Genomic DNA, 17,518 nt, shown 5'->3' with positions numbered 1-17,518 from the left:
TGAGTCCACCGGGTCCTCGACGGAGCGGGCCCACAGCGGAAGGACCCTTCATGACCCCACTCACGATCCTGCGCAACGGAGCCCTCACCGGCGCCGCGGCGATCCTCGGCGTCACGGTGCTCGCGGCTCCCCCGAGCCAGGCGGCCGCCTCCTCGAGCCTGTGCTCGAACGTCATCACCGTCGTCGTCCGCGGCAGCGACGAGGCCGCCGGAACGACGAACACCGCAACCACCAGCACCGCGCTCTACGCCTACAAGACGGGCATGGGCCGCCCGGGCCCCGTCGCCGGCGATCTGCAGACCGTCAGCAAGAAGACCGTCTACATCGCGGGCCTCAAGTACAACGCGGCCATCGGGATGGCCGGACTGGCCTACAACAACAGCCGTCACGGCGGTGTGGTGAACCTGCAGAAGTCGCTCAACTACCTCGCCACCAAGTGCCCCAACTCGAAGACGGTGCTCATCGGGTTCTCCCAGGGCGCCCACGTGATCGGCGACGCCCTGTCGGCCAGCAGCGGCGTGCGGCCCAACGCCACCGCGCGCGGCAAGATCGCCGCCGTGGTGTTCTACGGCGACCCGATGTACAACCCCACCGAGCCGTTCGTCGCGACCAAGGGACTCAAGAAGTTCGGCATGCTCGGCACGCGGGCCACCGGTGACCTCAAGGCCTTCGAGGGCCGGCTGCGGTCGTACTGCTTCTCGGGCGACCCGGCCTGCCAGGGCTCGACCAAGCGCGGGGGCCAGAACCTCACCGCACTGAACAACGCGGCGGGCCTGGCGATCCACCGCTCCTACTTCACGGCGCGCTCGACGCCGCGCGTCGGAGCGGTGAACTTCATCGCCGGCAAGACGGGCTGACCCACACCGCGAGGAGACCTACGCGGTCGGATGTTGTGCCGCTTTGGCCCGTATATGGGCCAAAGCGGCACAACATTTCCATTTTTTGGGGGGAGCTCGCGCTCCCTTGGCTCAGCGGCCGAGCACCTCGGCGGCGTCGACCGCGCCGTGCCGACTCTGGATCGCCTCCGCGAGGGCTGTCACGTGATCGTCGGAAACGTCGATGCCCACCTCGGAGAAGCCTTTCTGCAGTTCCTGCTCGACCGTGCCCTCGGTGGCCCCGTCCTGCCAGGAGGTGACGCGGTCGACGACGGTCTGGACGGCTTCGAGATCGATGTTCGAGTCAGTCATGTCAGGGAGGTACCCGGTCCGGCCGGTCGCAAGCGTTCGCGCGGCAGCGGGTCGGCGGTTCTCCGCGCCGACTCAGGCGAAGTCGGCCCCCGAGGCGCCGCCGGCGGCGCTCTCGGGCTCGCGCGCCATGGGGGTGAAGCGCGAGTAGTGGCCCTGGAAGGACACGGCGACCTTGTTGACCGGGCCGGAGCGGTTCTTCGCGACGATGATGTCGGCCTCGCCGGGACGCTCGGACTCGCCGGCGCCGTGGGCGTCGGGGCGGTTCAGCAGCATGACGATGTCGGCGTCCTGCTCGATCGAGCCGGACTCACGCAGGTCGGAGATCTGCGGGGTCTTGTCGGTGCGCTGCTCGGAGCCACGGTTCAGCTGGCTGATCGCGACGACCGGAACGCCGAGCTCCTTCGCCAGCAGCTTGATCTGACGGGAGAACTCCGAGACCTCGACCTGGCGGTTCTCGACCTTCTTGCCCGAGGTCATCAGCTGCAGGTAGTCGAGGACGACGAAGTCCAGGCCGTGCTGCTTCTTGATCCGGCGGGCCTTGGAGCGGATCTCGGGCATCGTCATGTTGGGGCTGTCGTCGATGATGATCGGCGCGGCCTGCACGGTGGCCATCGCGCGGCCGATGGCGTCCCAGTCGCGGCCCGACATGGAGCCGGCGCGCATGTGGTGGATGGCCACCTTGGCCTCGGCCGACAGCAGACGCATCGCGATCTCGGAGCCCGTCATCTCCAGGCTGAAGATCGCCGAGGTCAGACCCTGGCGGATCGAGGCATTGCGGACGAAGTCGAGCCCGAGCGTCGACTTGCCGACGCCCGGTCGCGCGGCGACGACGATCATCTGGCCGGGCTTGAAGCCGGTGGTGAGACGGTCGAGGTCGGGGAAGCCCGACATGACACCGTGCACCTCGCCGGAGCGGGTCTCGAGCTCCTCCAGCTCGTCGATCGTGGAGGACATGAGATCGGACAGGACGTTGTAGTCCTCGCCCGACTTGGTGCCGTCGACGTCGAGGACGGCCTTCTGGGCGCGGTCGACGATGTCCTGGATCTCGCCCGTGCCCGACTGGCCGAGCTGGGCGACCTGCTGGCCCACCTCGACGAGGCGCCGCAGCACGGCCTTCTCGTGCACGATCTCGGCGTAGTAGTCGACGTTGGCCGCGATCGGCACGCCCTGGACGAGGTCGTGCAGGTAGGCGGCGCCGCCGATGCGGCCGATCTCGCCGCGGCGGGTGAGCTCGGCGGCCACCGTGATGGCGTCGGCCGGCTCGCCGCGACCCGACAGGTCGGTGATGACGTCGAAGATCAGCTCGTGCGCGGGGCGGTAGAAGTCGCGGCTCTCGAGCAGGTCGGTGGCCGGGTCGATCGCGTTCTTCGACAGGAGCATCGCGCCCAGGACGCTCTGCTCGGCCGCCATGTCCTGAGGCGGAACGTAGCCCGAGCCCGCGGAGTCCGAAGATCGTTCGGACTCATACAGATCGGTAACGCTCACGGCACTCCTCGACGTGATCGGCAGCTGGGGGACAACCTACGGGCCAGGTCCGACAGAAGACCGGCTCCCCCCGGTCCAGAACCTCACCTCGGGTGACCTTACGGGCCCGCGGGACGGGGGTCGAGACAGCCGCGCACAGGCCGTGTGAACAAGTCCGCCGATCCTGTGGAAAACGCCGGTCGGGAGTGTGCACAGTCGGTGGACCACCCTGTGGAAAGCCTTGTGTGGCACAGGTCACACATGCCTCTGACCTGCGGAAACGTGAGTCACAAGGTGTGGAACGAACATGGTGGGGTGTGATTTTCGCCGTCCGAGTTTTCCACGGCGGCTACCACGAGGACCGCCGACATGTCGATAAATCCACCACATTCGTCACAGGAGTATCGTCGCCCCGTGCGGAACGCCTCTCTCGACCGTCGGATCCTGGCCATCACCGTCCCGGCGTTCGCAGCCCTGATCTGCGAGCCCCTCATGCTGATGGCCGACACGGCCATCGTCGGCCACCTCGGGCGCGCCGAGCTGGCCGCTCTCGGCGCCGCCTCCACCATCCTGTCGACGGTCGTCGGGCTGTGCGTCTTCCTCGCCTACGGGAGCACCGCCACCGTCGCCCGGCACCAGGGCGCGGGCGACGAACGGCGGGCCCTCGAGGCGGCCCTCGGCGGCGTCTGGCTGGCCCTGCTCATCGGCATGGCGCTCGGGACGCTGGCCGCCCTCACGGCCCGCCCGCTGGGTGCCGCCCTGGCCAGCTCCGACCGCGTCGCGGACCTCACCGCCGACTACCTGCTGGTCGCGGCCGCCAGCATCCCCGCGGTCCTGCTCGTCCTCGCCGCCACCGGGGCGCTGCGTGGCGTGCTCGACCTGCGCACGCCCCTCGTCGTCATGATCATCGCCAACGTCCTCAACGTCGTGCTGACCGTCGCCCTGGTCTACGGAGCGGACCTCGGCATGCGCGGCGCTGCGCTCGGGCTCGTGCTGGCGCAGTGGGCCGCCGCGCTGGCCCTCGTCGGGCAGGTGATCCGCCGCAGCCGGCACACGCACGCGTCGGCCCGGCTGCGGTGGCCCGACGTCGCGCGGGCCGGGCGCGACGGCGTCCCGCTGCTGCTGCGCACGCTGAGCCTGCGGGCCGTCCTGCTGCTGGCCACGCTCGTCGCGGCCGGCTTCGGCGACGCCTCGCTGGCCGCCCACCAGATCGCCACCACGATCGTGATGCTCCTGGCCTTCGCGCTCGATGCCTTCGCGATCGCCGCCCAGACGCTCACCGGCCACTCCCTCGGCGCGGGCGACGCCGAGGAAACCCGCGAGGTCACCCGGCGCGTCATCGCGTGGGGCTTCGGGTTCGGCCTGGCCGCGGGCGTCCTGCTCGCCGTGTCCGCTCCCTGGGTCGCCCGCGCCTTCAGCCCCGACGCCGACGTCCGGGCGGCCGCCGTCCCGGCCCTGCTGATCGTCGCGGCGATCCAACCGCTCTCGGGCGTGGTCTTCGTGCTCGACGGCGTGCTGATCGGCGCTGGCGACGGGGTCTACCTGGCGTGGGCCGGGCTCGTCGCACTGCTGATCTATGCACCCGTCGCACTGTGGATCCGCGAGACCGACGCCGGCTTCACGTGGCTCTGGGGCGCCTATGCCCTCTTCCAGGCGACGCGGTGGGTGACGCTGTGGGTCCGGCAGCGCGGCGACCGCTGGCTGGTCCTGGGCGCCGCCCGCTGAACCCACGCCGAACGTTCACCTGCGTTTCAGGTGGTTGACAGGTTCGGGGGCTTCCGTGGAGGCATGAGCATTCCCGTCCTGCGGACCATCCCGCGACTCGCCCGTTCCGGCTCCGACCGCGTCGGGCGCGTGTACGTCCTCACCACCGACGAGCTCGCCGGCGTCCTGCGTGAGACCGGGCCCCTCGAGGTCGTCTCGCACGAGGGCCTGCGCAGCCACATCGTGCGCGGCACGACGCGCCCCGCGGGCCGGCGGCTCCCCGGCCGTCGCCGCCAGGTGCCGTGCGGCGACGTCGAGCGCACCGAGCTCGACCTCCCGAACGGCACCGCGTGGCTCGACCGCGAGCTGGGCACCGACCGGATCATGGTGCGCACGTGGGCACCTCGCGACGGCTCCGAGCTCGACCAGACGCTGTGGTGGCAGGGTCACCCGGTCGCGGCCCGGCTGCCCGAGGCCGCCTGAGCCGACCGAACGAGGTTTCCTGTCACTTCACGAGGTTCGCGAACCACGTTCAGTGACAGCTTCCCCGGTTAACCGGGGAAACTGTCACCGGCGCCAGTACCCCGTGGCGTCGAGGCAGTCGCGGGGGACGCCGCGGTCGTCGGCGAGGTGACGGCGGACCTGCCGGACGGCGCCGGCCTCGCCGGCCACCCAGCAGAAGGTGGGGACGTCCGGCCACGGCAGGGCGCGGACGGCGTCGATCCATGCCTCGGCGCCGTGCACCCAGCGCACCGTGACGCCCGGCAGCGCGGGCAGGTCCTGGATCCCCTCAGGGGAGCCCACCTCGATCACGACGTCGGCGGTCATCGAACCCGGCCAGGCGTCGAGCAGGCGCGCGATCGCCGGGAGGGCGGTCTCGTCGGCGGCCAGCACCATCCGCTCGATGCCGGTGGGCAGGAGCAGCGAGCGCGTGGGGCCGACGATCCACGCCGGGTCGCCCGGAGTGGCGCGCCGTGCCCAGCCGGCCGCAAACCCGCCCTCGTGGAGCACGAAGTCGAGGTCGAGCTCGCCGCCGGCGAACCGTCGCGGCGTGTAGTCCTTGGCCACCGGGCGCCCGCCCGCGCCGCCCCACTCGAGCCGGTCGGGACCCTGCACCGGCAGCGGCGGCCGGTCGGTGCCCTCGAGCGGCACCAGCAGCTTCACGTGGTCGTCGAAGCCCTCGGAACGGAACGCCGCCGCGGTGCCGCCGGCGACGGCGAACTCCTCGAGCTGCTCACCCGCGAGGGTCACGCGGCGCGTGGTGGGCGTGACGTCGGCGACGCGCACGACGCGCAGCTCGCGCAGGATCGTGGGCCAGGCCACCGCCTCGCGCCGGGTGCGCGCCATCAGTCGCCCTTCTTCGCCGCGAATCCGACGGTGGTCCAGTCGAGCTGCCCCAGCGCGGAGGGGCCGAGGTTGCGCACCGTGGGATCGACGGCCTGGACGTCGGGCATCACGGCCAGCGGCAGGATCGACGCCTGGGCCCGCGCCACCTTGTCGACCTCGGCGATCGCGCCGGCCCGCTTGGCATCGTCCAGCTCCTCGATCGCCGCGTCGAACGCCTTCCCCGTGGCCTTGGACGACTTGCCGGTGAAGTTCATCGGGCTGTCGATCGGGGTAAACAGCCGCTTCGTGTCACCGAGGTCGAACGGCCCGACCTGCCAGGCGAACGTCGTGAGGTCGAACTTGAGCGGGATCACGAACTTCTCGAAGAAGGTGGCGCCGGGAACCGTGGTGACCTTGACCCGGACGCCGACCTCGGCCAGGTCCTCGGCGATCGCCTCAGCTCGCTGGACCGCGCCCGAGCGGGTGTCGGGGACCGGCAGGCTGAGGACGAGCGGGCGACCCTTGCGCACCACCGGACCCGTGCCGTCCTTGCGCCGCCAGCCCGCCCTCGCGAGGAGCTTCTGGGCCTTCGCGACGTCGCGGGCGATCGGGGCGGTGTCCCGGTAGCCGACCTGACCGGGCAGCAGGGCCACCGAGGTCATCGGGTCGGTGGGCACGCCGTACCGCTTCGACGTGTCGGCGACGATCCCGGCCGAGTCGACCGCGAGCGTCACGGCGCGGCGGACGTCGGCGTCCTCGAGCGGGCCGGCGCCGCCGTTGATCGTGAGGTGGGACCACTCGGAGCCACGGGAGGCGCGCAGGTCGGCCTTCGCGAGGTCGGCTCGGGTGGCCGGCGTGACCGGGGCGGACTCGAGCTCGCCGGCCAGGAACGCCTGGGCGAGCACGTCCTCCTCGCCGATCCGCCAGACAATGGAGTCCAGTCGCGGCGCGCGGCCCCACCACCGCGGGTTGCGCTCGAGGGTGATCGTGCCGGTGCGGCGCTCGATCTTCGAGACGAGGTAGGGACCGTTGGCCGAGGGCGCCTTGGCGGTCATGCCGCGATTGAACCGGTCAGCCGACTTCGTGTGGGCCTTCGGCAGCGTGGGGTAGACGGCGGCGGGCCAGTCGGCGGTGGGCTCCTCGAAGACCACGTCGTACGCGAACTTCCCGTCGGGCTCGACGGCCTCGACGAGGTCGTAGACGGGGGGCGCCGCCGCGGCGTAGTCGTCGTCCTGCAGCGCGGCCACCCACGCGACCATGTCGGCCGAGGTGATCGCGGTGCCGCCCTGCCAGACCGCCTTGCGGTTGAGCTCGACGCGGACGGTCAGCGGGTCACGGTCGGTGACCTCCACGCTGGTGGCGTAGTCGGGGTCGGCCGACCACGAGCCGTCCTCGGCCACCCGCACGGCACCGCCGAGCGTGGGATCGAGGATCTGCGGCGCCGTGCTGGCGACGCCGTCGGTGTGCACGGGGTTGAAGTTCGCCGGGAACGACGAGACGCCCAGGCGCAGGGTGCCGCCCTCGCGGACCTCGTCGGCCTCGGCCGGACGCAGGTCGGACATCGGCAGCGACGTGTCCTCGGCGGGCCTCTTCTCGGGAGCGGCGTCGTCGTCACCGCCGCCGCCGAGGCAGCCTGCGAGCAGCAGGCCCGCCAGCGCCCCGACAGCAAGGCGCCGGGCCCCGCGTGAAGCGGGACCCGGCGTCTTGGGGATCACTTGGAGGCGACGACGTTCAGCTTGACCGTCGCAGCGACCTCGGGGTGCACGCGGACGGAGACCGTGTGCGCGCCGAGGCTCTTGATCGGGTTGCCGACCTCGATCCGACGCTTGTCGACCTTGACGCCGGCCTCGGCCAGCGCGTTGGCGATGTCGGTGACGGTGACGGCGCCGAAGAGGCGACCGCCCTCACCGGCGTGGGCGGGGACGTTGATCGCGGACGACTCGAGGTTGCCCTTGATCGACTGCGCGGTCTCGAGGTCGTGCACGGCGCGCGCGTCGCGAGCAGCCTTGATCGACTCGACCTGCTTGGCGCCGCCCTTCGTCCAACGGATGGCGAAGTTGCGCGGCAGCAGGAAGTTGCGGCCGTAGCCGTCCTTGACCTCGACGATGTCGCCGGGCTGGCCGAGGTTCGTGACCTCGTGCGTGAGGATGAGCTTCATCTGTTCTGTGCTCCTGACTCAGCGACCGCTGGACGTGTAGGGCAGCAGCGCCATCTCGCGCGCGTTCTTGATCGCCTTGGCGATCTGGCGCTGCTCCTGGACGGAGACGCCGGTGACGCGACGGGCGCGGATCTTGCCGCGGTCGGAGATGAACTTGCGCAGCAGCGCAGTGTCCTTGTAATCGATGGTGGTGACGCCGGCGGCCGCGAGCGGGTTGCTCTTCTTCTTCGGCTTCCGGACAACGGGCTTGGCCATGATGCTCCTGGAAATGTTCTTGCTACGTGTGATGGATCAGAAGGGGGGCTCGTCGTTGGAGCCGCCGGCGTTGCCGCCGCCGCCCCAGGGGTCGTTGCCCCCGGAAGGCTGCTGCGGCGCGGAGGGCTGGGCCCACGCGCTGGCATCGGACTGCTGACCGCCCTGCTGGCCGCCACCGAAACCTCCGGAGTTGCCGCCGGCGTTGCCGCCGAAGCCTCCGGAGTTGTTGCCGCCGAAGCCGCCCTGGCCGCCGCCGCCACCCGACGTGCGGGTGACCTGTGCGGTGGCGTTGCGCAGCGACGGACCGACCTCGTCGACCGTCATCTCGACGCTCGTGCCACGACCGCCGTCCTGACGCTCGTACTCACGGACCTTCAGCGCACCGGTCACGATGACGCGGGTGCCCTTGGTCAGCGAGCCGGCGACGTTCTCGGCCAGCTGGCGCCAGGCCGAGCAGCGGATGAACAGCGTGTCGCCGTCCTTCCACTCGTTCGTCTGACGGTCGAACGTGCGCGCGGTGGACGCGACGGTGAAGTCGGCGACTGCCGCGCCCGACGGCGTGAAACGCAGTTCGGGGTCGCGGGTCAGGTTGCCGACGAGGGTGATGGTGGTTTCGCCTGCCATGGATCAGCCTTCTCTCGAGGTGCTCTCGCGACGAGTGTGTCGGATTCGGGGGACGGAATCACTCCGTCCACAGAATCACTTCACGTCGGGACGCGTGACCTTCGTACGAACGACGGACTCGTTCAGGGAGAGCTGACGGTCCAGCTCCTTGACCGAGGCGGGCTCGGCGGACAGACCGACGACGGCGTAGATGCCCTCGGACTTCTTGTTGATCTCGTAGGCGAGACGGCGCTTGCCCCAGACGTCGATCGCATCGACCGAGCCGCCGTCGGCGACGACCGTGTTGTTGAGGTAGGTCGAGAGGCTCTTCTCGACGGAACGCTCATCGATGTCGGCGTCGAGGATGACCATGACTTCGTACTTGCGCAGTGACACTGCGGATCTCCTTTGGACTGAGCGGTGACGGGCTTTCCGTCACAGGAGGGTGTTGCCTCGAACGGCAACCTCACGAGTCTAGCAGCGGCCCGTCGTTCCGGACGAATCCGACGGTCGACCGTTACTCGCCCGTGATGGCGCGCAGGACGTCGAGCTTCGCCGCACGCCGCGCGGGCAGCACCGCCGCGAGGACGCCCACGAGCGCCGACACCACGACGAACACCGCCAGGGAGCCTGACGGGATCGCCAGGTCGCTGATGCCGTCGTCGGCGAACGACCGCTGCAGCGCGATGCCGAAGAGCAGGCCCGCGCCGATGCCGAGGACGGCACCGAGGATCGCGATCGCGACCGACTCCAGGCGCACCATCCGGCGCAGCTGGGGACGCGTGAGCCCCACGGCACGCAGCAGGCCGATCTCGCGCGTGCGCTCGATGACGCTCAGCGCCAGCGTGTTGATGATGCCGAGCACCGCGATCACGATCGCCAGGCCGAGCAGGGCGTAGATCAGGTAGAGCAGGGTGTTGACCTGCGAGCGCTGCGCCTCGGCGTAGCTCTCCTTGTCCTGGACGACGATCGTGGGGTTCTCGCCCACCGCGCGCTCGAGGTTGGCGCGCACCGTGCGGGTGCCCGTGCCCGGCTCGGCGTTGAGCGCCAGCGTCGTGTCGCCGCGCTTGATGCCCGCCGTGGTGACCGTGGACAGCGGCACGACCGCCTGGCCGACGATGTTGCTGTCGGAGTAGACGCCGGTGACCGTGCCCTCGACCTTGCCCGTGCTGAACGACAGCTCGACGACGTCGCCCACGGTGCGGCCGAGCGACTCGGCGAGCGACTCGCTCAGGGCGATCGTGCCGTCCTCCGCCGGGGCCTCTCCCGCGGTGTAGTCGAGGTCGAAGACCGAGCCCAGCTGCACCGGATCGGTGGCCGAGGCGAAGACCTGCGAGCCGTCGGCGCGGAACACGATCGCCTGCACGGGAGCGACGCCCGCGACACCGGGCACCTCGGAGACCTTCTTGGAGATCTCGGGCGAGAACGGCTGCCCGCTCACGTTCTGGATCACGAAGTCGGCGGAGAACTCGCGATCGACGCCGGCGTCGATCGACTTGTTGATGGAGGCGCCCAGGATCGACATCGTGGTGACCAGCGCCAGGCCGATCATCAGTGCCGAGGCCGTGGCCGCGGTGCGCCGCGGGTTGCGGCGGGCGTTCTGCGCGGCCAGCTTGCCGACCGACTTGTACAGCAGCCGGTACAGCGCGCCGAAGACCGCGAGCACGGGGGTCGCGATGATCGGGCTGCCGAGCGCCACGGCCATGAGCACGCAGAAGATGCCGGCACCGACCCAAGCGATCGGCTGGGGGACGTCGAGCCACGAGCCGGCCGCCATCGCCCCGGCGCCGAGGAGGCCGAAGAGCAGAGCGAGCACGAGGCGCCACCGCAGCGACGACTCCGGCATCGCGATCTCGTCGCGCATCGCGGCCACCGGCGGCACCCGCGCCGCCCGGCGCGCCGGGATCCACGCGGCGAGCATCGTCACGAGCACGCCCACGACGTAGGCGAGCACGATCGTGCGTGTCCGGAACACCAGGGCGGTGCCCGACAGGTCGAGCCCGAAGTTGCTGAACAGCACCTTGAGCAGCATCGCCAGGGCGAACCCCAGCGCCAGTCCCAGCGTGGAGCCGATGATGCCGATGACGAAGGCCTCGGTCAGCACCGACCGGCTCACCTGGCGGCGGGACGCGCCGAGGGCCCGCAACAGTGCCAGCTCGCGGCTGCGCTGCGCGACCAGGATCGAGAACGTGTTGACGATGAGGAACGTGCCCACCACGAGGGCGATGCCGGCGAACACCAGCAGGAAGGTGTTGAGGAAGCCGAGTAGCTGGTCGAAGAGGTCCTTGGACTCCTGCGCGACGAAGTCGCCGGTGACCGCCTCGGTCCCTTCCGGGATGACCTCCGCGACCTGGTCGGCGACCTGCTGCTGCGTTGCTCCGGGCTTGGCCTCGACCTGGATGACGCTGTACGCGTCCTGGCCGTCGAGGAAGTACTTCTGGGCGCTCACGTCATCGAACATCACGAGCGTCGCGCCGGCCAGGCCGCCGGAGGTGAAGTCGAAGATGCCGACCAGCTCGGCCTTGAGGATCGGCGGGTCGCTGGGCAGCGCGATCTTGGCGGTGTCGCCGATGCGGTAGCCGGCGACCTCGGCCGAGCGCGCGTCGAGCGCGATCTCCCCCTCCTTCGCGGGAGGGCGGCCGCCGTTCCAGCTCAGCATCTGCTCGCCCGCGGCGTTGGGGATCGGGTCGGCCGGGCCCGCGTTGAGCGCGATGGTCGGGGCGCCCGTGCCGCCGAGGAGCCGGTTGTTCTTCTTCACCACGAACAGGCCACCGCCGTTGACGGCACCCTCGGCGCGCGCCACGTCGGGCAGCGCCGCGACCTGGCCGACGACCGAGGCCGGGATGGTGCGTGCCTCCCGGTTGACGCTCATCGCGACCGCGTCGCCCTCGGCGGTCTGCGGGCGCACGGCGACGTCGGTGACGGTGCCCAAGGCGATCTGGTCGAAGCTCTTGCCGATCGTGTCGGTGAACACGAGCGATCCGGAGAGGAACGCGATTCCCAGCACGATCGCGAAGGCGCTCAGGAAGAGGCGAACCTTGCGGGCGACGAGGTTGCGCCAGGTGACTCGACGCACGTCACGCGCCGATCCGGCGCTGCACCACGCTCATGCGCTCGAGCACCTTCTCCGCCGTGGGGTGGCGCAGCTCGGAGACCACGCGGCCGTCGGCGAGGTAGACCACGCGGTCGGTGTAGCTGGCCGCGACGGGGTCGTGGGTCACCATGACGATCGTCTGGCCGAACTCGTCGACGCTGCGGCGCAGGAACGAGAGCACCTCGGCGCCCGACGTGGAGTCGAGGTTGCCGGTGGGCTCGTCGGCGAACACGATCGAAGGCCGGCTGACGAGCGCGCGGGCGCAGGCCACGCGCTGCTGCTGGCCGCCCGACATCTCGTTGGGGCGGTGCTTGAGGCGGTCCGCGAGGCCGACGGCGTCGATGACGTTGCGGTACCACTTCTCGTCGGGCTTACGGCCGGCGATCGACAGCGGCAGCAGGATGTTCTCCTCGGCCGTCAGCGTGGGCACGAGGTTGAAGGCCTGGAAGACGAAGCCGATCTTCTCGCGCCGCATCACGGTGAGCGCCTTGTCGTCGAGCTTGGCCAGCGTGGTGGGTCCGATCGTCACGCGGCCGCCGTCGGGGGTGTCCAGCGCGGCCATGCAGTGCATGAGTGTGGACTTGCCCGAGCCCGACGGACCCATGACGGCGGTGAACTCACCCTCGTAGATCTCCAGTGAGACTCCGTCGAGCGCACGGACCTGCGCATCGCCCTTGCCGTAGGTCTTCGTCAGCTCGTGCGCGTGCGCCGCGACGGTCTTCTCCATGGGCAGAGCCTAGGCGAGAAAACCTGAGTTCCGGCACGGGGTCACTCAGAGTTACACGATGTGAGCCGAACCACCCCACAGATCGACCCGGGCGTCGGCGTCATGTCCGGCCAGCTCGTCGATCCGCTCGAGCTCCTCGGTGGTGAAGTCGGTGTTGGCCGCGGCGGCGACGTTCTCGTCGAGCTGCTTCGTGCTGGAGGCGCCGATGAGGGCCGAGGTGGCCGCTCCCGGACGCAGCACCCACGCGATCGCGAGCTGGGCCAGGGACTGCCCGCGCTCGCGGGCCACGTCGGCCAGCCCGCGCAGGCGGTCGCGGTTCGCCTCGACCACGGAGTCGTCGAAGGACGACCGCCCGCCGGAGCGCTCGACCGGCTCGTCGCCGAGGTAGCGGTCGGTCAGCAGGCCCTGCGCCAGCGGCGTGAAGGCGATCGATCCCATGCCGGTGTCCTTGAGGGTGTCGAGGAGCTCGTCCTCGACCCAGCGGTTCACCATCGAGTAGGCGGGCTGGTGGATCACCAGCGGTGTGCCGAGGTCGGCCGCGACCTCCGCGGCCCGGCGGGTGCGCTCGGCCGAGTAGGACGAGATGCCCACGTAGAGCGCCTTGCCCTGGCGCACGGCGGTGTCGAGCGCGCCGACCGTCTCCTCCACGGGGGTGTCCGGGTCGGCTCGGTGCGAGTAGAAGATGTCGACGTGGTCCAGGCCCATCCGCTGGAGTGACGCGTCGAGGCTGGACAGCAGGTACTTGCGCGAGCCGAGGAACCCGTAGGGGCCGGGCCACATGTCCCAGCCGGCCTTGGTGGAGATGACCAGCTCGTCGCGGTAGGGAGCGAAGTCGCCGCGCATCATCCGGCCGAAGTTCTCCTCGGCCGAGCCGTACGGAGGGCCGTAGTTGTTGGCGAGGTCGAAGTGCGTGATGCCGAGGTCGAACGCGTGGCGGAGCACCTCGCGCTGCGTGTCGAAGGTGCGGTTGTCACCGAAGTTCCACCACAGCCCGAGGCTGATCGGCGGCAGCAGCAGCCCGGACCGGCCCACGCGGCGGTACTCCAGCCCTTGGTAGCGATCGGCGTCAGCCTGCCAGGGGCGGTTCGTCTCGGGAACGCGGTTGCGGGTCCAGTCGGTGCTCATGGGTCCACGGTAGGGCGCACCCACGACACCGGCGACCGGGTCAGGCCAGGCGGGTGATCTCGACCTCGACGGTGGTGCTGACCTCGCCGTCGGTGGAGTAGATGCCGCGCAGGTTGGGGTTGTCGTCGAAGTCGCGTCCGCGCGAGACCACGATATGGCGCTCGCCGGGGGCCTCGCCGTTCGTGACGTCCCAGCCCACCCAGCGACCGTCCCACCACTCGAGCCACGCGTGCGGCTCGGCCGCGACCGGGGCGTCGACCTGCGGGTCGGCCTCGGGGTGGACGTAGCCGGCCACGAAGCGCGCCGGGATGTTCACGTGGCGCAGGGCGCCGATCGCGATGTGCGTGATGTCGTGCGTGACGCCCCGGCCGGTCTCCCACGCCTCCTCGGAGGTGGCGCTGACGTGGGTGGCGGCGACGAGCCGCGTGACGCGGGTGCGCAGCAGCTCCACCACCCGCTCGACGTAGGCGCCCGGGGTGGGGGCGTCGGCGCGGATCGCGTCGAGCTCGGTCACGAGCGACGACGAGGGACGCACCTTGTCCTGCTGGTGCACGAACTCGCAGTAGCGGTCGAGGGTGTTCGGGTCGAGGGCGTCCCAGCCGATCGACTCGCCGGGCTCGGCGGGGTCGGCCGTGTCGACCACGGAGGTGGCCACGACCGTGAGCTCGTCGTGCGGCTCGGTGACCTCGAACGCCGTCACGGTGGCGCCCCAGTAGTCGCGGTACTCCTGCGACCACGCGGTGGGCGCGATCTCCAGGCGCGTGCGCCGCACGTACTGGTGGGCGGTGGTCTGCGGCGTCAGCCGCGCCTCGCTGTAGGAGGCCACGGTGGGCTCGGAGTACGTGTACGTGGTCGCATGGCGGACCCTCATCCTCAAGCTCACAGCGACACCCGTCCTCTCCAGCTGTGCCAGTCCTCCTGGGCGAAGTAGCGCGCGGTGATCGCGTCGCTCGCGGCCGAGCAGGCGCGCTGCAGGCGCTCCATCTCGACCGGCATGGTCTCGAGGATCTCGTTCAGCGGGCGGTACTCGATCTCGGTGCGGGCCCGCCCGAGCAGGCGCAGAGCCTCGTCGGAGAAGCCCGCGCGGCGTCCGGTGACGTCGAGCCGGGTCAGGGCGCGCTCGGCCTCGCTCAGGCTGGAGATCAGCGACCGGGGGAACCAACGGTCGAGCAGCAGGTACTCGGCCGAGGCGCTGTCGCGCTCGATGCCGCGGTACGTCCGCAGGAAGCTCTCGTAGCCGCCGCACGCACGCAGCGTGTTCTGCCACGCGATGCCCGACGCCCCGGCGCTGGCCGCGGTGGACAGCAGGCGCGCGGTCATGTCGGTGCGCTCGATGTTGCGGCCCAGCACGTAGAAGTACCAGCCCTGGTCGCGCGGCATGGAGTCGTCGGCGGTGCCGGCGATCATCGCGGTGCGGCGGCGGACCCAGTTGAACATCTCCGCCGGACGCATCGAGGTGGCCGCCGGGACGCCCTGCCACGTGGTGTTGATCGCGGACCAGACGTCGGTGGACAGCGTCTCGCGGGCACTGCGGGCGGCCTCACGCATCGACCCGATGACCGACGCGATCGAGCTCGATGACTTCTGGTCGTAGGCGAGCAGGTCGAGCATCGACCAGCGGTTCGGCACGCCCTCGAAGCCCTCGATGCCCATCACCGCGAAGAGCTGCTGGCAGCTGGTGACCTCGTCGATGGCGGGGTCCTCGACCAGCATCTGCATCTGCACGTCGAGCAGGCGCGCCGTGTCGTCGGCGCGCTCGAGGTAGCGGCCGATCCAGAAGAGGGACTCGCCGATCCGGCTGAGCATCAGCCCTCACCTCTCAGCGGCGCGTTGATGGGCGCCATCGTCTGGGTCTGGGTGACCGGGTCGAGGTCGTCGTCGGGCTCCTCGATCGGCTCGGTGGGCCGGGCCAGCACCCACGTGTCCTTCGAGCCGCCACCACGGCTGGAGTTCACGATGAGCTCGCCCTCGGGCAGCGCGACGCGGGTGAGGCCGCCGGGCAGCACCCACACGTCATCGCCGTCGTTGACCGCGAACGGGCGCAGGTCGACGTGGCGGGGACGGATCCCGTCCTCGACGAGCGTGGGGACGGTGGACAGCGAGATCACCGGCTGGGCGATCCAGTCGCGGGGCGCGGCGATCACCTTGGCGCGCAGCTCCTCGAGCTCCTCGCTGGTGGCCGCCGGACCGATGACGATACCCTTGCCGCCGGAGCCGTCGACGGGCTTGAGCACGAGCTCGTGGAGCCGGTCGAGGACCTCCTCGCGCTGCTCGTCGTCGCCGCAGCGCCACGTGTCGACGTTGCGCAGGATCGGCTCCTCGTGGAGGTAGTACCGGATCAGGTCGGGCACGTACGTGTAGAGCAGCTTGTCGTCGGCCACGCCGTTGCCGACCGCGTTCGCGATCGTGACGTTGCCGGCCCGCGCGGCGTTGATGAGGCCGGGGACGCCGAGCGCCGAGTCGGCGCGGAAGGCCAGCGGGTCGAGGAAGTCGTCGTCGATGCGGCGGTAGATGACGTGGACGGGCGCCAGTCCGTCGGTGGTGCGCATCATGACGCGACCGCCGTGGCAGACCAGGTCGCGGCCCTCCACGAGCTCGACACCCATCGTGCGTGCCAGGAGGGTGTGCTCGAAGTAGGCCGAGTTGTAGACGCCCGGCGTCAGCACCACGACGGTGGGCTCGCTCACGCCCGCGGGCGCCGCGGCGCGCAGCGCCGACAGCAACTGGCGCGAGTAGCGCGCCACGGGGCGGATGCGGTGGTCGGCGAAGACCTCGGGCAGGCCGCTCGACATCGCGCGTCGGTTCGTCATGACGTAGGAGACGCCCGACGGCACGCGCGCGTTGTCCTCCAGGACGCGGAAGTCGCCGGCGCCGTCGCGGATCAGGTCGATGCCCGAGACGTGGATGCGCACGCCGTTCGCGGGGTCGATGCCGGCGACGACGCGGTGGTAGTGGCTCGAGGTGACGACGGTCTCGCGCGGCACCACGCCGTCGCGGAACAGCTCGCCCGCGCCGTACGCGTCGGCCAGGAACGCCTCGAGCGCCTTGACGCGCTGCTTGACGCCGGCCTCGACCTCGTCCCACGCGTCGGCCTCGATGATGCGGGGAACGATGTCGAGCGGGAACGGACGCTCCTCGCCGGCCACGCCGAAGGTGATGCCCTGCTCGAGGTAGGACGACGCGAGCCCGTCGGCGCGCTGGCGGACCTCCTCGGGAGGCATCTTCCCGAAGGCCGCGTGGACGGAGGAGTAGAGGTCGCGCAGACCCTCGTCGCCGTACATCTCGTCAAAGCCCGCGACGGGTCCGTATCCCTCGAACAGTTGCGCCTGGGTCACGGACTCCACCTTAGGGGCGGATTGTCACTTGCACGTTTCGGCCGCCGGCGCTCCCGAAAAGGCCTCTCGCGCGGTTACGCTTCGTAGCGGAAAGGGGCGCGCCCATGACCGCAGGTGACGTCTTGGTGCTCAACGCGAGCTACGAACCGCTGCAGCGCGTGTCCCTGCGCCACGCCATCAAGATGCTGGTGCGCGAGGTGGCGGTCATCGAGGAGGCGGCCGACGACTCGTTCGGCCCGTTCCCGCGGCCCCGGGTCCTGCGCCTGGTGCGCTACGTCGTGGCGCGCTGGATGCACCGGCGCAGCCACCTGTGCACCAAGAGCGCGATCAAGGCCCGCGACCGCCGGTGCGCCTACTGCGGCGGCTCGGCCGAGACCGTCGACCACATCGTCCCGCGCTCGCGCGGCGGCGGGCTCACGTGGGAGAACGCCGTGGCCGCCTGCCTGCGCTGCAACCACAAGAAGGGCAACCGCACCCCCGCCGAGGCCGGCATGCCACTGCTCATCACCCCGGCGCGGCCCACGTCCTGGGTCGCCTGAC

General features: G+C 70.7%; 18 protein-coding genes. 4 read left to right on the top strand and 14 right to left on the bottom strand.

All coding sequences use genetic code 11. The annotated features are described in order from the left end of the window. The first annotated feature begins 50 nt into the window (after positions 1–50). On the top strand, positions 51–857 hold the full coding sequence (locus H1W00_RS03520) for a cutinase family protein (RefSeq protein ID WP_181753629.1): 807 nt from the start codon (positions 51–53) through the stop codon (positions 855–857). A gap of 111 nt (positions 858–968) precedes the next feature. On the opposite strand, the gene H1W00_RS03515 is transcribed toward H1W00_RS03520, so the two are convergent. Together H1W00_RS03515 and dnaB are read right to left on the bottom strand one after the other, a co-directional pair. Further along, positions 969–1,187 (bottom strand): hypothetical protein, encoded by a 219-nt coding sequence (locus H1W00_RS03515; protein ID WP_181753627.1) that lies wholly within the window; start codon positions 1,185–1,187, stop codon positions 969–971. A 72-nt stretch (positions 1,188–1,259) separates the two neighbouring features. After that, entirely contained in the window at positions 1,260–2,597 is a 1,338-nt protein-coding gene (gene dnaB / locus H1W00_RS03510; protein ID WP_181753625.1) for a replicative DNA helicase, read from the bottom strand. 468 nt (positions 2,598–3,065) lie between these two features. On the opposite strand from dnaB, the gene H1W00_RS03505 reads away from it, so the two are divergent. Together H1W00_RS03505 and H1W00_RS03500 are read left to right on the top strand one after the other, a co-directional pair. Then, complete coding sequence (locus H1W00_RS03505) at positions 3,066–4,376, top strand: MATE family efflux transporter (protein WP_338072818.1); 1,311 nt, start codon at positions 3,066–3,068, stop codon at positions 4,374–4,376. 63 nt (positions 4,377–4,439) lie between these two features. After that, complete coding sequence (locus tag H1W00_RS03500) at positions 4,440–4,838, top strand: hypothetical protein (protein ID WP_181753621.1); 399 nt, start codon at positions 4,440–4,442, stop codon at positions 4,836–4,838. A gap of 84 nt (positions 4,839–4,922) precedes the next feature. On the opposite strand, the gene H1W00_RS03495 is transcribed toward H1W00_RS03500, so the two are convergent. The 12 genes from H1W00_RS03495 to H1W00_RS03440 form a co-directional block, all read right to left on the bottom strand. Then, the gene (locus tag H1W00_RS03495) at positions 4,923–5,702 is read right to left on the bottom strand and encodes a siderophore-interacting protein (protein WP_181753619.1); all 780 of its coding nucleotides are present in this window, start codon (positions 5,700–5,702) and stop codon (positions 4,923–4,925) included. Continuing rightward, on the bottom strand, positions 5,702–7,396 hold the full coding sequence (locus tag H1W00_RS03490) for an ABC transporter substrate-binding protein (RefSeq protein ID WP_181753617.1): 1,695 nt from the start codon (positions 7,394–7,396) through the stop codon (positions 5,702–5,704). The genes H1W00_RS03495 and H1W00_RS03490 overlap by 1 nt, the downstream gene beginning before the upstream one ends. After that, on the bottom strand, positions 7,393–7,839 hold the full coding sequence (rplI, locus tag H1W00_RS03485; RefSeq protein ID WP_078699657.1) for a 50S ribosomal protein L9: 447 nt from the start codon (positions 7,837–7,839) through the stop codon (positions 7,393–7,395). The genes H1W00_RS03490 and rplI overlap by 4 nt, the downstream gene beginning before the upstream one ends. 18 nt (positions 7,840–7,857) lie before the next feature. Continuing rightward, the gene (rpsR, locus tag H1W00_RS03480; RefSeq protein WP_067861076.1) at positions 7,858–8,094 is read right to left on the bottom strand and encodes a 30S ribosomal protein S18; all 237 of its coding nucleotides are present in this window, start codon (positions 8,092–8,094) and stop codon (positions 7,858–7,860) included. Between the two features lie 36 nt (positions 8,095–8,130). Beyond that, positions 8,131–8,718, bottom strand: a complete 588-nt coding sequence (locus tag H1W00_RS03475) for a single-stranded DNA-binding protein (protein WP_078699656.1) — start codon at positions 8,716–8,718, stop codon at positions 8,131–8,133. 75 nt (positions 8,719–8,793) lie between these two features. Further along, positions 8,794–9,087 (bottom strand): 30S ribosomal protein S6, encoded by a 294-nt coding sequence (rpsF, locus tag H1W00_RS03470; RefSeq protein ID WP_078701340.1) that lies wholly within the window; start codon positions 9,085–9,087, stop codon positions 8,794–8,796. 127 nt (positions 9,088–9,214) lie between these two features. Next, the gene (locus H1W00_RS03465; RefSeq protein WP_181753615.1) at positions 9,215–11,773 is read right to left on the bottom strand and encodes an FtsX-like permease family protein; all 2,559 of its coding nucleotides are present in this window, start codon (positions 11,771–11,773) and stop codon (positions 9,215–9,217) included. 1 nt (position 11,774) lies between these two features. Next, positions 11,775–12,518 carry an ABC transporter ATP-binding protein gene (locus H1W00_RS03460; protein ID WP_078699654.1) on the bottom strand — a complete coding sequence of 248 codons (744 nt, stop codon included), beginning with the start codon at positions 12,516–12,518 and terminating at the stop codon, positions 11,775–11,777. A 51-nt stretch (positions 12,519–12,569) separates the two neighbouring features. Then, entirely contained in the window at positions 12,570–13,643 is a 1,074-nt protein-coding gene (gene mgrA / locus H1W00_RS03455) for an L-glyceraldehyde 3-phosphate reductase (protein WP_181753612.1), read from the bottom strand. Positions 13,644–13,683: 40 nt separating this feature from the next. Beyond that, complete coding sequence (locus H1W00_RS03450) at positions 13,684–14,514, bottom strand: transglutaminase family protein (protein WP_181753610.1); 831 nt, start codon at positions 14,512–14,514, stop codon at positions 13,684–13,686. Positions 14,515–14,522: 8 nt separating this feature from the next. Further along, positions 14,523–15,449: an alpha-E domain-containing protein gene (locus H1W00_RS03445; RefSeq protein ID WP_181753608.1), complete on the bottom strand. Its 927-nt coding sequence runs from the start codon at positions 15,447–15,449 to the stop codon at positions 14,523–14,525. After that, complete coding sequence (locus tag H1W00_RS03440) at positions 15,449–16,978, bottom strand: circularly permuted type 2 ATP-grasp protein (protein WP_338072817.1); 1,530 nt, start codon at positions 16,976–16,978, stop codon at positions 15,449–15,451. The genes H1W00_RS03445 and H1W00_RS03440 overlap by 1 nt, the downstream gene beginning before the upstream one ends. 104 nt (positions 16,979–17,082) lie before the next feature. On the opposite strand from H1W00_RS03440, the gene H1W00_RS03435 reads away from it, so the two are divergent. Continuing rightward, positions 17,083–17,517, top strand: coding sequence for an HNH endonuclease (locus H1W00_RS03435; protein WP_181753607.1), 435 nt, complete (start codon positions 17,083–17,085; stop codon positions 17,515–17,517). The last annotated feature ends 1 nt before the right edge of the window (position 17,518 follow it).

Origin of the sequence: Aeromicrobium phoceense (assembly GCF_013868155.1) — a bacterium.
Lineage (GTDB): Bacteria > Actinomycetota > Actinomycetes > Propionibacteriales > Nocardioidaceae > Aeromicrobium > Aeromicrobium phoceense.
This window is presented reverse-complemented; position numbering and strand designations above follow the sequence as displayed.

Bases quoted from the DNA above. Each gene is read 5' to 3' on its own strand.
- mgrA (WP_181753612.1), bottom strand. From the start codon at position 13,643: ATGAGCACCGACTGGACCCGCAACCGCGTTCCCGAGACGAACCGCCCC.
- H1W00_RS03460 (WP_078699654.1), bottom strand. From the start codon at position 12,518: ATGGAGAAGACCGTCGCGGCGCACGCGCACGAGCTGACGAAGACCTAC.
- dnaB (WP_181753625.1), bottom strand. From the start codon at position 2,597: ATGGCGGCCGAGCAGAGCGTCCTGGGCGCGATGCTCCTGTCGAAGAAC.
- H1W00_RS03435 (WP_181753607.1), top strand. From the start codon at position 17,083: ATGACCGCAGGTGACGTCTTGGTGCTCAACGCGAGCTACGAACCGCTG.
- rplI (WP_078699657.1), bottom strand. From the start codon at position 7,839: ATGAAGCTCATCCTCACGCACGAGGTCACGAACCTCGGCCAGCCCGGC.
- H1W00_RS03495 (WP_181753619.1), bottom strand. From the start codon at position 5,702: ATGGCGCGCACCCGGCGCGAGGCGGTGGCCTGGCCCACGATCCTGCGC.
- H1W00_RS03450 (WP_181753610.1), bottom strand. From the start codon at position 14,514: ATGAGGGTCCGCCATGCGACCACGTACACGTACTCCGAGCCCACCGTG.
- H1W00_RS03475 (WP_078699656.1), bottom strand. From the start codon at position 8,718: ATGGCAGGCGAAACCACCATCACCCTCGTCGGCAACCTGACCCGCGAC.
- H1W00_RS03515 (WP_181753627.1), bottom strand. From the start codon at position 1,187: ATGACTGACTCGAACATCGATCTCGAAGCCGTCCAGACCGTCGTCGAC.
- H1W00_RS03500 (WP_181753621.1), top strand. From the start codon at position 4,440: ATGAGCATTCCCGTCCTGCGGACCATCCCGCGACTCGCCCGTTCCGGC.
- H1W00_RS03520 (WP_181753629.1), top strand. From the start codon at position 51: ATGACCCCACTCACGATCCTGCGCAACGGAGCCCTCACCGGCGCCGCG.
- rpsR (WP_067861076.1), bottom strand. From the start codon at position 8,094: ATGGCCAAGCCCGTTGTCCGGAAGCCGAAGAAGAAGAGCAACCCGCTC.
- H1W00_RS03445 (WP_181753608.1), bottom strand. From the start codon at position 15,449: ATGCTCAGCCGGATCGGCGAGTCCCTCTTCTGGATCGGCCGCTACCTC.